The following is a 13,017-nucleotide window of genomic DNA, read 5'->3' on the forward strand; positions in this document are numbered from 1 at the left end:
GTGGCCGCGCCCGCGCCTACTCGGTGCGCAGGGACGTCGCCGTACGGGCACCGGCCGCCCAGCCCGCGGGCAGAAGGACGCCCAGGGTGGCGATGACGAGGCCGCCGAGGACGAGCGGGAACAACTCCGCCGAGGGGTACACCGCGAGGACCGATTCGGGGAGGCGTAGGCCCACGCTCTCCCCCATCGCGGGCAGCACCCGGCGGTGCAGGGCGACACCGAGCGGTACGCCGAGGGCGCCGGCGGCCAGGCCCGTGACGGCCACCGAGGTGAGGACCATGGCGACGGTCTGGCGGGGTGTCATGCCGAGGGCCTTGTGGATGCCGATCTCCCGGACGCGCTCGCGGGTGTCGAGCAGGACGCCGTTGAGCACGCCGAGCGCGGCCACGGCGACGAGCATCAGCGTGAGGGTCGCGGAGAGGGCGTCGAGCGTGGCGACCATGTCGCCGCCCGTGCCGAGGCCGCCCGCCCTGGCCGTGGCGCCCAGCGGTTCCAGCGTCTTGTTGAGCGCGTCGACGTAGGTGTGGACGTCGGTGCCGGGGTCGACCGCGATGTGGTGGCTGGTGTCCGTCAGGTCCGGGTGGGCCGCCTTGAGGGTCACGACCGCGCCGACCGCGCCCGGTCGGCTGTACGGCTCACACGTTGGACAGCCAGAGCAGGAGCCTGAGCAGGACCAGGCCCGCGAGCAGCGTCGCGGCCCGGAGCGAGGGGTTCGGCGCGCGTCGGTACAGCAGACGGGCGCCGCTCCACAGCGCGTAACCGGCAAGGCAGGCGGACGCGACCAGGAGCGTGTTCTCCAGGGCCGCGTTGGCGCCGTGACCGGCGTCCACGATGATGAGGGTGTAGGCCAGGACGGCCTGGGGCAGGCCCAGCAGCCAGACCGTGAGCACCGCCCGGACCGAGCCGACGGGCTGTCCCGGGCCGGTAACCGGCCGGGGCAGCGGTGGAACGGCGCCGGAAGCGGCGCGCCGACGGGGCTGTGGGGCGTCCGGCACCGGCGGGGTCGTGACAGGCGGAGGCGGCGCCGGAAGGGTCGCGGTCGCCCCGGGCGGACTCGTGGCCGGGCGCGGCGGCACCCGGAGTGCCGCGTCGACGCGTGCCCGGAAGTCGCCGTCCGCACGCAGGTCGTCGGCGAGTACGGAGGCCACGATGGCGGCCGACCCCTCGCCGGGCTGTTCGTGCAGGCGTCTCAGGGCGGACGCCCCCAGTTCGCTCCGGCCCAGCCGGCCCCACACCAGCTCCTGGACGGCCGTCTTCCGCCCGCTCCCGGCGGGCCCGTCCTCGGTCATCACCCGTACCGCCGCAGCGGCCAACTCCGAAGCCTCCATGGCCGGTTCCTCCCCCGCGAGCCCGTAGTGGTGCGAGAGTACGGGGTGGGGGGCAGGGCGGCCCAGGTCTCGGTGGGCTCTTTCAGGCCGTATCCACCATCGCCGGCCCCCACGGGGCCGGTCCCGCGCCCTCGGCCCAGGCGGCGAGTGAGGCACCGTCAACACATCGGATACCACACGTCTCGGCGTACTCCAGTGCCGGTGCGGTGAACTCACTGGTCGTCACCACGGCGGCCAGCTGCGCACCGTGGACCGTCCAGCAGGTGCCGCCGAAGCGCTGGAGGTCCTGGGAACCCACCTTGTGGTCCGGTCCGTACTGCTTGCACTGCACGACGACGCGCCGGCCGTCCGGCGCCGTCGCGAGGACATCGGCACCCAGGTCGCCGGCGCCGCCGACGACCTCGACCTCACGGCAGCCGTCCCGTTCGCACAGTTCGGCCACGGCCGCCTCGAAGCCGTCCGGGTCGAGGGCGGCGAAGTCGGGCACCGGGGGCGGGAGTACGGCGGTGAGCCCGTCCTGCGCGTCGGTGGGGGCGTGCAGCAGAATCTGCGGGGCGGGATCCGGGTCGGTGATGGTCTCCTCCGCCGGGGGCTCCATCCCCGCGCGGGCCGCCCGGCGCAGCTCGCGGACGCGGGGCATCGCCCGGAACAGGGTGTAGAGCACGGGCAGGGCCAGCAGTGCCAGGAGCACGGCGGGGACCGGATGGGCACCGGCCCAGTGGGCGAAGCGCAGGAAGAGCAGGACCCCTCCGCAGATCACGGCGCCGGCCAGGGCGAGGGTGAGCAAGGGGCTGCGCAAGGTGTCCGGGGTGCGGGGCTTGACGCTTCTGGTTCTGCGTATCGGCACGGCGTCTCCCTCGTCAGGTCGCGAACGTCATCGACCGCCATGTGCCCCGATCCGCCCCGTCCATGATCGGCGGCGGCGCCGGGCGGTCCGCGTGAGGCCCGCCCGGTCCTCGACGCCCGCCGTTCAGGCGCTCCGGAAGCGGTCGTGGATCTCGGGGCGGCGCTCGAAGCCGCCCGCCACGTACGTGATCACGCCGCCGGTGTTGGAGCTCGGGGTGCAGACGAGGGCGCTGGACGATCCCAGCTCCTGGAGCGCGCCCGCGGCGGCGAGCGTGATCGCCCGTCCGTGGCCCCGGCCGCGGTGGTCCCGGTGCACGCCCATCGGTTCGAGGAGCCCCGGCCGCCCCGGCCCGGCCGACCACACCGTCACGGTCGCGACCGCGTCGCCCCGGTCGTCGTACGCGAGCAGGCAGCGGGCATCGCCGAACAGCGGACCGGACGCCATGGCGTGCCACCGCTCGTCCGTGAAGCGTGAGCCCTCGAAAGCCCCGCGGATGACCTCGGCCACCAGGTGCGCCCGGTCGGGGCCGGCGACCTCGATCCGCAGGCCCGGCTCGGCCACCGGCACGCTCAGGTCCCGGCGCAGCGGCGACCACGCCTCGTCGATGCCCCAGCCCGCCCCGGCCAGCAACTCCCGTACCAGGGCGTCCTCCGGTGCCTCGACGGCAGCCCTGCCTCCTGGCAGCACGCCGCGCTCGGGGGCGGTCAGGTCGGCGACCACGTGATGCGCCAGTTCCTCGTCCCGGCGGGCGTCCGGCGCGGTGGTGAGCCGCACCAGTCCGGGGCCGTCGAGCAGCCCGACGGCGAGAATCCGCCCGCCCCGGCTCCAGGTCCTGACGGCATCCGCGGTCGCCCGCGGGCCGGCCCGCCAGTACCAGCCCAGGTCCCCCGGATGCAGCTGCATCGGGGCACCTTCCTCCTGCCAGTCCCGCAGCGTGTCCCCCGCCGCGGCCAGGCGGTCGATGTCCGGCGTGTCGAGAGCGATCGTCATGCCCCCGATCCCACACCACCGGGAGGACTGCCCGCACCTGGTTTCCGGGGCTCCGGTGCGAGGACCCGGGATGCGACGTCAGCCTCGCTGGGCGACGCCCGGGAGTTCGCCGCAGTCGTACGCGTAGAGCCGGCCGTGGCCTTCTCGTAGAAGTACCGGATGCCCAGCGGCATCACCAGGTCACGCGCTCAGCGGCCGAGCGGGCCCGCCGTCCTGGAGTCGCGGTTGCCCGCCGCCTTGGCCATCCTGGCGACCCGTTCCGAACGGGCGGCGTCGTACGCGGAGAGTGCGGCCGGTACGGAGGTCTGCGTGCCCGGTGACCGGGCGAGCACGAGGGCGTCCTCCAGTGCCATCGAGACGCCCTGTCCTGCCCTTACGGGGTGGTCGGCGTCACCGAGCAGCACGATGCGGTCGTTGTGCCGGACCGCCACCGGGTCCAGGGTGTGCGTCAGCGAGGGCCGGTGCAGTTCGACGGTGGCGGCGAGCACCGCGGCCGGCACGCGTTCGTGCCGGTACAGGCCGACGAGGTGGGCGAGCCACGCGTCGTCCGCACGGTCGAGATCCGGCCGGTCGGGGCTCGCGGCCTGGGCCGACCACCAGACCCTGTAGTCGGGGGGCCCGGCCGGCCGGGATCTCCGACGACGAGATCGTGGACACGCTCACCCGGCTGCTGCTGCACGGACTGGCCGGACCCGCGTCCGCGACGACGGGTCCGGCCTGAGGGCTGCGCCCGGACGCGTTACGACGTCTGGGACAGCGGCTTGGCGATGTCCTCCAGGGAGCGCTGCTCGGCGTCGACCGCGAGGAAGGCGGCGACGAGGCCCGCCGCGCACATCAGGCCCGCGCCGATGGAGAAGGCGAGGGCGGTCTCGCCCGGGACGCCGGACTCGGTGAGGTCGGCGAAGATCAGGGGGCCGCTGATCCCGCCGGCCGCGGTGCCGATCGCGTAGAAGAAGGCGATGGCCATGGCCCGGGTCTCCATGGGGAAGACCTCGGAGACCGTCAGGTACGCGCTGCTCGCGCCGGCCGAGGCGAAGAACAGCACCACGCACCAGCAGGCGGTGAGAGTGTTGGCGGTGAGCGAGCCCCGGTCGAAGAGCCAGGCCGTGATGAACAGCAGGATGCCCGGCACGATGTAGGTGCCGGCGATCATGATGCGCCGCCCGATCGTGTCGAACAGCTTGCCGAGCACCAGCGGGCCGATGAAGTTGCCGGCCGCGATCACCGCGAAGTAGTAACCGGTGTGACCGCTCTCCACGTCGTAGAACGTCGTGAGGATCGCGCCGAAGCCGAAGGTGATCGCGTTGTAGAGGAACGCCTGCCCGATGAAGAGGGAGAGGCCGAGCACCGCGCGCTTGGGGTAGCTGTGGAAGACCGTCCTGGCGATGAGTCCGAAGCCGATGCTCTTGCGTTCGTGGATCCTGATCTCGCCGGCCGGCGGCGGCAGCTTCTCGTGCTTCTCCTCCTCGATCTCCCGCTCGACGGAGTCCACCAGTTCGTCGGCCTCCTCTCCGTGGCCGTGGATGAACTGCCAGCGCGGGCTCTCCGGCACGTGCCGGCGTACGAGCAGGATCACGAGGCCCAGGACCACGCCCAGGGCGAAGGTGAGCCGCCAGCCCAGGTCCTTGGGGAAGTAGTCCGTGTTCAGCATGACGATCGACAGCAGCGCACCGCCGACCGCGCCCAGCCAGTAGCTGCCGTTGATGATGAGGTCGACCCGGCCCCGGTACTTCGAGGGGATCAATTCGTCGATCGCGGAGTTGATCGCCGCGTACTCGCCGCCGATGCCGAAGCCGGTCAGGAAGCGGAAGAGGAAGAACCACCACGCGCTGAAGGACAGCGCGGTCATGGCGGTCGCGGCGAGGTAGATCGCGAGCGTCACCATGAAGAGCTTCTTGCGGCCGTAGCGGTCGGTGAGCCAGCCGAAGAACAGCGCTCCCGAACACGCACCGGCCACATAGAGCGCGGCGGCGAGTCCGGTGACCTGGGCGGAGGTGATGTCCAGGCCGGACCCGTCCTCGGAAAGCCGGCTCGCGATGTTGCCGACCGTGGTGACTTCGAGGCCGTCGAGGATCCACACCGTGCCGAGGCCGATGACGATCATCCAGTGCCAGCGCGACCAGGGCAGCCGGTCCAGCCGGGCCGGCACGGCCGTGGTGATGGTGCCGAGCCCGGAGTCGCCCGGCGCGGCCGCCTCGTCGCGCGGATCCCTCTCCCCTCCCCCACGTGGGCGTCGTTCCCTGTCGCCAGGTCCCTCCGATGCGGCCGGGGTCGTCACGGCGGCTACCTCCTCGTCCGGGCGGGTGCGTCCTGCGGAGCGCAGAGCATCCAATATCCGCCAGTTGCCCCGGCGCCGCCGCCGCACACGCGGCGACTCGTCCACATGGGTTGCGTCCGCCACCCGGTGACGGTTTTTCGGGCGGGCACCGACCCGTTCGCAGCAGGCCCGGGAATAGCGGCGGCCGGGCGCTGTTGTCCCCGGCATGACTTCTGAGACACGTGAGACGTTCGGCCGGGTCGGCATCTGGAACGGCGCGCTGCACCCCTCGCGGGTGGACGCCGACGGTAAGAAGGCCATCGAGGAGGCGGTCGCGGAGATCGAGGCGCTCGGCTACGGGACGCTGTGGCTCGGCGGCAGCCCCTCGCCCGACGACGCCGCCGCGATCGTCGACGCCACCTCGGCCATCACCGTCGCCACCGGCATCCTGAGCATCTGGAACCACACCGCCGAGGAGGTGGCGGCCCGGATCTCAGCGATCGCCCCGGAATCCCGGGACCGCTTCGTCCTCGGCCTGGGCGTCAGCCACGACGCGCTGGCCCCGCAGTACGCGAAGCCGTACAGCGCGATGGTGGCCTACCTCGACGCCTTGGACGCCGCCGACCCGTCCGTGGGCCGCGGACACCGGGTGCTGGCGGCGCTCGGCCCGAAGATGCTGAAGCTCGCATCGGACCGGGCGCTGGGCGCCCACCCCTACCTCGTCACTCCCGCGCACACGGCGGAGGCGCGCGAGGCCCTCGGACCGGACGCGCTGCTCGCCCCCGAGCTGTCCGTCGTGCTCGACACCGATCTCGACCGTGCGCGCGCCACGGCCCGCGCCATGCTGGCGATGTACCTCCAACTGCCCAACTACACGGGCAACCTGCTGCGCCTCGGGTTCGCGGAGAGCGACTTCGAGGACGGAGGCAGCACGCGTCTGCTGGACGCCCTGTTCGCCCTCGGGGACGCCGAGCGGGTGAAGGCGCGGGCCGGCGAGTACTTCGACGCGGGCGCGGACCACGTGGCGCTCCAGGTGGTCACCGCGGACCGGGAGACGGGGCTGCCGCTGGCCGAGTACCGCGAGCTGGCCGACGCGTTCGGCGACGAGCTGTAGAACCCTGTCAGAGCCCCGGTCCGCCGCTGTGCGGGCCGGGGCTCTTGCATGGGCGCGCCCGCACTCGTACATTGTGAACATGTTCGGTGAACAGGTTCAGTCAACGCGTGCGGCGCAGAAACGGCGGACCGCCACCCGCATCGTGGAGGCCGCCGCCCAGCTCTTCGCGGAGCACGGCTTCCAGAGCACGACGGTGCGTCAGATCGCCGCCGAGGCAGGGGTGTCGGTGGGGGCGGTGATGGCGGTCGGGGACAAGGAGTCACTGCTGGGCCTGGTGTACGACCAGGCCATCGCCGACCGCATCCCCGCCCCGCCCGAACCGGGCAAGGCGACGGCCGTCGACTATCTGGCCCACTACTTCGACCCGTTCCTGGCCCTGTTCGCCGAGAACGACGACCTCGCCCGTGCGTACTTCCGGACACTGGCGCGGGGGCTGCCCGGGAACGCGGCCCTGGGCGCGCTGCGGGCTCTCACGGAGAACAACCTCACGGCCTCGATGGTCGACGCCGGTATGCCCGAGGAGCGGGCCCGGCTCGGTGCGCAGGTGATGTTCGCCGGCTACCTGGGTGAACTCATGCTGCTCGCCGCCGGCTCGACCGACCACCAGCAGACGGCGGCGAGGCTCCGGTCCATGGCGGCCTTCGTCACCGCACAGGAAGGGAACTGACCGATGACACTCTCCGAACTCCCCTCCCCCGTATGGCCGGTGGTGGTCCTGCTCGTCATCCAGGCCGGCGACGCGGCGATGATGGTGCGCCCGCCGCGGTTCATCGCCGACTGCCTGGACGGCGTGCGGCTGCCGCGTGACTGGTGGTGGCTGCTGACCACCGCCAAGACCGCCTCGGTCGCGGGTCTCGCCGTCGGCTTCCGGGTGCCCGGCGTCGCGATGACCACGACTGCGGCAATCGTGGTCTATTTCCTCGCGGCCGCCGCCGCCCACATCCGCGCGCGTGCGCTGAACACCACCTTCTGGGTGAACTGCCTCGGCATGCTGGTGGTCTCGCTCGCAGTGCTGGTGGGGTGCTTCGTACGGGTGTAGCGCGGTCCGCCGCCCCGGCGACGGACCGGCTTGTCAGGTCGTGTAGTCGGCGTTGACGCGGATGTAGCCGGCCGACAAGTCGCAGCCGTACACGGTCGCTTCGCCGTCACCGAGGCCGAGCGTGATGGCGATGTCCACCTCGTCCCGGCGCATCAGGTCGACGAGCCTCCCGAGGGTGTCCTTCTCGGGCTCCTGCGGATACACCTCGATGTCACCGAACTTCACGGTGACGGCGTCCGGGACGATGTCGGTCTCCTCGGTGTTCTTGCCGATGGCCATGAGGACCCGCCCCCAGTTGGGGTCCGCGCCGTGCACGGCGGTCTTGACCAGCGGCGAGTTCACCACGCTCTTGGCGACACGCTTGGCCTGCGCGTCGTCGCGCGCGCCGCCCACGGTGACCCTCAGCAGCTTGGTGGCGCCTTCGCCGTCGCTCGCCAGTTGCAGGGTGAGCTCCAGGCACAGGTCCGCGAGCGCCTCGGCGAACAGCGCCGGATCGACCGCTCCGGCCGCCCCGTTGGCGATGACGGCCACGGTGTCGGAGGTGGAGGTGTCGGTGTCGACGCTCAGACAGTTGAACGTACGGTTCACCGCCCCGCGCAACGCGGTGTCCAGGTCGGCCGGTGACAGCTCGGCGTCGGTGAACACATAGGCCAGCATCGTGGCCATGTCGGGCTCCAGCATGCCGACCCCCTTGGCGACGCCCACGATGCGCGTGTCCCCGACCGTGCGGACGGCGGTCTTGGGGCGGGTGTCGGTGGTCATCATCGCGCGGGCCACGTCCAGGGGCCCGGCCGTGAACGCCGCGAGGCCACGCTCGGCGGTCCTGTCGAAGTGCGGGAGGATGGTGGTCATCGGCAGGGGGCGGCCGATGACCCCAGTGGAGCCGATGAGCACCTCGGCCTCGGGAACGCCGAGGATTCCCGCGACCCGGCGGACGACCTCGGCGGCGTTCTCCTCTCCCTGCCGGCCGGTGGCGACGTTGGCGTTCTGGGCGAGCGTGGTCACGGCGCGGAGGCCGCGTCCTGCGGCATGCCTGCGGCTGAGCACCACGGCCGGGCCGGCGAAGAGGCTCCGCGTGAACACGGCGGCGCTGACCGCCGGGCGGTCCGAGGCAACGACGGAGATGTCGTCACCGCCGTCGCGCAACCCCCCGTTGCCGGTATGGGCGTGGAAGCCCGAGGGCCACATCAATGCATGATCATGCGTCATACGGCATATATTTGCACCACTGAACCGAGGTGTCCACTCAATTCGCAAGCCACTCAGCCGCGTTCAACTCATGAACACCTGACGCCCCATTGACATGCCCATTGCTATATCGCTTTTATGGCGCCGGGCCGCATCACCACCCCCGGCGTCAGGCACGGGGGCGGGCCGCGGCACCCGCACCCCCGTCCCCATGCCACAGGCGGGGCGGCGCACGGCGCGAAATGGGAGCGCTCCCACCTCTTGCGCGCCGTGCCGCCGCGCCGCCGAGAGAGGAACCAGCACCATGCTTCACCCTCTCCGCGCCCTCCGAAGAGCCGCCAGGATCGCCGCCTTCAGCGCGGCGGCCCTGCTCCTGCCCCTCGCCGGTACGGTCACGGCGCAGGCCGCCGAGCCCGCCGCCGGCTCCGGCTACTGGCACACCAGCGGGCGACAGATCCTGGACGCCGGCAACCACCCGGTCCGCATCGCCGGGATCAACTGGTTCGGCTTCGAGACCGCCAACTATGTGCCTCACGGTCTGTGGTCCCGCGACTACAAGAGCATGATCGACCAGATGCGGTCGCTGGGCTACAACACCATCAGGCTGCCCTACAGCGACGACATCTTCGCCGGCACCCAGCCCGCGAGCATCAACTATTCCAGCGGGATGAACACCGACCTGGCGGGGCTCGACTCGCTCCAGGTGATGGACCGCATCGTGGACCACGCGGGCAGCGTCGGCATGAAGGTCATCCTGGACCGGCACCGGCCGGACTCGGGCGGGCAGTCGGCACTCTGGTACACCTCGGCCGTCCCCGAGTCCACCTGGCTGGCCAACCTCAAGTCGCTGGCCGCCCGGTACGCGGGCAACGACGCGGTGGTCGGCATCGACCTCCACAACGAGCCGCACGACCCCGCCTGCTGGGGCTGCGGCGACACCACGAAGGACTGGCGGCTCGCGGCGCAGCGCGGCGGGAACGCCGTGCTGTCGGCCAACCCGGACCTGCTGATCTTCGTGGAGGGCGTGCAGACCGTCGACGGGGTGTCCGGCTGGTGGGGCGGCAACCTCATGGGCGTCGGGCAGTACCCGGTGGAGCTGAGCGTGCCGCACAAGGTGGTGTACTCGGCGCACGACTACGCGACCAGCGTCGCCCAGCAGCCGTGGTTCACCGACGCCTCGTTCCCCGCCAACATGCCCGGCGTCTGGGACAAGTACTGGGGCTACATCTTCAAGCAGAACATCGCCCCTGTGTGGGTGGGCGAGTTCGGCACCACGCTCCAGTCCACGACGGACCAGAAGTGGCTGAAGGCCCTGGCCGACTACCTGCGGCCGACCAGCCAGTACGGGGCCGACAGCTTCTCGTGGACCTTCTGGTCCTGGAACCCGAATTCGGGTGACACCGGCGGCATCCTCAAGGACGACTGGACCACGGTCGACACCGTGAAGGACGGCTACCTGGCGAGCATCAAGGCGCCCGACTTCGGCAGCGGCGCCAGTAGCGGCGGGGGCGACACCCAGGCTCCCACCGCCCCGACCGGCCTCGCGGTCACCGGGACCACCGCGAGCTCCGTGTCCCTGTCCTGGAAGGCCGCCTCCGACGACACCGGGGTCACCGGCTACGACGTGTACCGGGGCTCCACCAAGGCCGGCACCGCCACCGGCACCACGTTCACGGACACCGGTGTGACGGCCGGCACGTCGTACACGTACACCGTCCGCGCCCGCGACGCCGCGGGCAACACCTCCACGCCCTCCGCATCGGTCACCGCAGCCACCACCGGTTCCGGCGGGAACACCGGCTGCAAGGCGGTGTACACGGTGAACGGCGACTGGGGCAGCGGGTTCGGGGTGGACGTCACCGTGACCAACACGGGTACGGCGCCGGGCACGTCCTGGAAGCTGACCTGGACCTACGGCGGCAGCCAGAAGATCACGAACATGTGGAACGCCTCCTACACCCAGACCGGCGCGTCCGTCACCGTCACCAGCACCGACTACAACGGCGGCCTCGCGGCCGGGGCGCACACCGCCTTCGGTTTCCAGGGCACGCCGGCCGCAGGTGCCGTACCGAGCGTGAGCTGCACCCTGTCCTGACCACTCCGCCCCCACGACCCGCTCCGGAAGGGAGCACCGCAGCCCGCCCCCGTGGCGGGCTGCACTCATTCGGCGCACCGCTTTCGAGGTGGTCGCGACCAGCGAATACCCGGCGAAACGCCTCGGTTAGCATGATCCCACCCCGGCGACCACCCTCATCGCCCGCACACCGTGCCATATGGCATGAAAAGCGACCTATTTGACCAAAACCCAGGACATCGGCCAGAGAATTGATACCTATAGCATCGCGGGCGTTCTCGCGAATAAGCCGCCGAATACCCTCCGCCGCGTGGCGCCGGCCGCGAGCGATCCTGTGGACGGCTGCGGCGGCGGTGACGCTCGCATTCCTCGTCGCGCTGGAATTCGCCGCACGCCACTACGGCCTTCCGGGACCGATGACCACTCAGATCCAGGAAGTGGTGGTCGCGCCGAAATCGGGCTTCCTGCTGTACGCCAGCATGGGTCTGATGATGGTGGTCCTCACCTGGCGGCAACGTTTCATCGCGCTCGGTGTCGCGGTCGGCATCGACCTCGTCATCGCACTGATCCGCTGGGTGGCCGACGCCCCGGTCACCGAGGGACACCCCTTCGGGAACGGCGCGCTGTGGGTGATCATCGGGGTCGCCGTCGTCGCCCTCACCCGTCGCACCGGCCAGGAACGCATGCTCCTCCTGAAAGGCGTCGGTCTGGGTCTGCTCCTGGTGACCGGGCGGAAGACCGGTGACACCTGGTTGCTCATCACCTCCAAGACTCGCCCCGATGTGCTCGACCAGTACATGGCCAACGCCGACCACGCGCTGGGCAACCCGTCCTGGGTCGTGGGGCGGCTCGTCAACGCGACCGGCTCGGCCGGCGCCCACTTCCTCAACGCCGTCTACGCGCAGCTGGCGGTCGCCGCGGTCTGTGTCGCGCTGTACCAGCTGCGCAATGTGGCGACCGACCGTGTCTTCCCCGGCCACCACCTGGTGCGCACCTTCCTGGTCATCGGCCTCCTCGGCCCGGCCATCTACATGATCTTCCCGGTGGTCGGCCCGATCTTCGCGTTCGGCTCCGACGGCGGGCACTGGGCGGTGGCCGACATGTGGCCCGACACCGCCGTGCCGGTCGGCACCCCGCACCACATGCCGTTCGACGAGATCACCCCGCGCAACTGCATGCCCAGCCTGCACACCGCGTGGGCCACCGCGATCTTCATCCACTCCCGCAGGGGCCCGAAGTTCCTCCAGTACGCCGGTGCCTTCTGGCTGGTCGCCACGCTGGCCGCGACGCTGGGCTTCGGCTACCACTACGGTGCGGACCTCATCGCGGGTGTGGTGTTCACCCTCACCATCGAGACGGGCATGCGCGCGCTCGAACGCGGCTGGGACCGGTCCGCCGTACAGCTGGTCGCCTACGGCACCGTTGTCTTCACCGCGCTTCTGGTCGCGTACCGCTATCTGTCGCTGGAGATGGCCCACTATCCATGGCTGTTCGGGCCGCTCCTCATCGTAGCCATGTGCTCGGTGATCTACGGCTACGTGCGGATCATACGGCGCTGGGAACCGGAGGCGGCGCCCGCGCCGAAGCTGGAACCGCAGCCCGAGATGGCCTGAGCCACCGCCCGCGTACCGGGCGGCGCCGGCCGCGCACACCACCGCCCCGCCGGTTCGTGAACCGGCGGGGCGGTGTCGTCACAGGCCCGTCAGAAGTCGCCGCGCGCGGTCCGCTCGGCCAGCTTCTGGAACTCGCCGAGGTCGTAGTTGGCCAGGACCGAGTCCAGGTGCGTGAGGGCGCCCAGGTACTCCACGAAGCCCTGCGGGTCGTAGTCGATCTGGAGGGCCACCCGGCTCGACTCGTCGTCCAGCCGGTGGAAGGTGACGACCCCGGCGTGGTGGACGCCCTCCGTGGTCTTCCAGGCGATCCGGTTCTCCGGAATGACCTCGGTGAGTTCGGCGACGAAACTCTTGTCGGCGCCGGGGAGGGAAAGCTGCCAGGCGAACCGGCGGGCGTCGATGGGCTCGACGTGCCGGACGTGGCTCAGAAAGGCGGGCCAGCGGGCGACATCGCTCCACAGGGCCCAGCTGACGGCGACCGGGGCCTTGATATCGACGGTCTCGACGAGCGAGGAAGACATGGGGACTCCTAGTCGTAGGTATGAGTGAGCGCCGCTTCGCGCGGCG

Annotated in this window: 13 protein-coding genes; 5 read left to right on the forward strand and 8 right to left on the reverse strand. The window is 71.2% G+C overall.

The window, feature by feature from the left end; translation table 11 throughout:
• Positions 1 to 16: 16 nt before the first annotated feature.
• The 6 genes from BLW14_RS01145 to BLW14_RS01170 form a co-directional block, all read right to left on the reverse strand.
• A complete protein-coding gene (locus tag BLW14_RS01145; RefSeq protein ID WP_093703383.1) occupies positions 17 to 601 on the reverse strand; it encodes an ABC transporter permease in 585 nt (194 codons plus the stop codon).
• A 34-nt stretch (positions 602 to 635) separates the two neighbouring features.
• Positions 636 to 1,328 carry a hypothetical protein gene (locus BLW14_RS01150; RefSeq protein WP_093703385.1) on the reverse strand — a complete coding sequence of 231 codons (693 nt, stop codon included), beginning with the start codon at positions 1,326 to 1,328 and terminating at the stop codon, positions 636 to 638.
• Positions 1,329 to 1,410: 82 nt separating this feature from the next.
• The gene (locus BLW14_RS01155) at positions 1,411 to 2,175 is read right to left on the reverse strand and encodes a restriction endonuclease (RefSeq protein ID WP_093703387.1); all 765 of its coding nucleotides are present in this window, start codon (positions 2,173 to 2,175) and stop codon (positions 1,411 to 1,413) included.
• A 123-nt stretch (positions 2,176 to 2,298) separates the two neighbouring features.
• Positions 2,299 to 3,165 carry a GNAT family N-acetyltransferase gene (locus tag BLW14_RS01160; protein WP_093703389.1) on the reverse strand — a complete coding sequence of 289 codons (867 nt, stop codon included), beginning with the start codon at positions 3,163 to 3,165 and terminating at the stop codon, positions 2,299 to 2,301.
• A gap of 188 nt (positions 3,166 to 3,353) precedes the next feature.
• Positions 3,354 to 3,665, reverse strand: coding sequence for a hypothetical protein (locus BLW14_RS34955; protein ID WP_256332634.1), 312 nt, complete (start codon positions 3,663 to 3,665; stop codon positions 3,354 to 3,356).
• 239 nt (positions 3,666 to 3,904) lie between these two features.
• Positions 3,905 to 5,443, reverse strand: a complete 1,539-nt coding sequence (locus BLW14_RS01170; RefSeq protein ID WP_177154191.1) for an MFS transporter — start codon at positions 5,441 to 5,443, stop codon at positions 3,905 to 3,907.
• A gap of 205 nt (positions 5,444 to 5,648) precedes the next feature.
• Between BLW14_RS01170 and BLW14_RS01175 the strand changes: the two genes are divergently transcribed.
• The 3 genes from BLW14_RS01175 to BLW14_RS01185 all read left to right on the forward strand — a co-directional run bounded on the left by BLW14_RS01175 (position 5,649) and on the right by BLW14_RS01185 (position 7,575).
• The gene (locus BLW14_RS01175; RefSeq protein ID WP_093703391.1) at positions 5,649 to 6,536 is read left to right on the forward strand and encodes an LLM class F420-dependent oxidoreductase; all 888 of its coding nucleotides are present in this window, start codon (positions 5,649 to 5,651) and stop codon (positions 6,534 to 6,536) included.
• A 79-nt stretch (positions 6,537 to 6,615) separates the two neighbouring features.
• On the forward strand, positions 6,616 to 7,203 hold the full coding sequence (locus BLW14_RS01180) for a TetR/AcrR family transcriptional regulator (RefSeq protein ID WP_093703393.1): 588 nt from the start codon (positions 6,616 to 6,618) through the stop codon (positions 7,201 to 7,203).
• Positions 7,204 to 7,206: 3 nt separating this feature from the next.
• Positions 7,207 to 7,575, forward strand: a complete 369-nt coding sequence (locus BLW14_RS01185) for a hypothetical protein (RefSeq protein ID WP_093703394.1) — start codon at positions 7,207 to 7,209, stop codon at positions 7,573 to 7,575.
• A gap of 33 nt (positions 7,576 to 7,608) precedes the next feature.
• On the opposite strand, the gene argJ is transcribed toward BLW14_RS01185, so the two are convergent.
• The gene (argJ, locus tag BLW14_RS01190) at positions 7,609 to 8,784 is read right to left on the reverse strand and encodes a bifunctional glutamate N-acetyltransferase/amino-acid acetyltransferase ArgJ (protein ID WP_093703396.1); all 1,176 of its coding nucleotides are present in this window, start codon (positions 8,782 to 8,784) and stop codon (positions 7,609 to 7,611) included.
• Positions 8,785 to 9,067: 283 nt separating this feature from the next.
• Between argJ and BLW14_RS01195 the strand changes: the two genes are divergently transcribed.
• Both BLW14_RS01195 and BLW14_RS01200 read left to right on the forward strand, forming a co-directional pair.
• Positions 9,068 to 10,858 carry a cellulase family glycosylhydrolase gene (locus BLW14_RS01195; protein ID WP_093703398.1) on the forward strand — a complete coding sequence of 597 codons (1,791 nt, stop codon included), beginning with the start codon at positions 9,068 to 9,070 and terminating at the stop codon, positions 10,856 to 10,858.
• Positions 10,859 to 11,166: 308 nt separating this feature from the next.
• Positions 11,167 to 12,450, forward strand: coding sequence for a phosphatase PAP2 family protein (locus BLW14_RS01200; RefSeq protein ID WP_256332977.1), 1,284 nt, complete (start codon positions 11,167 to 11,169; stop codon positions 12,448 to 12,450).
• Between the two features lie 89 nt (positions 12,451 to 12,539).
• Here the strand turns inward: BLW14_RS01200 and BLW14_RS01205 are convergent, their stop codons facing one another.
• A complete protein-coding gene (locus tag BLW14_RS01205; RefSeq protein WP_093703402.1) occupies positions 12,540 to 12,971 on the reverse strand; it encodes an SRPBCC family protein in 432 nt (143 codons plus the stop codon).
• Between the last annotated feature and the right edge of the window lie 46 nt (positions 12,972 to 13,017).

The sequence above is a fragment of the Streptomyces sp. 2131.1 genome, from assembly GCF_900105515.1.
Classification (GTDB): Bacteria; Actinomycetota; Actinomycetes; order Streptomycetales; family Streptomycetaceae; genus Streptomyces; species Streptomyces drozdowiczii.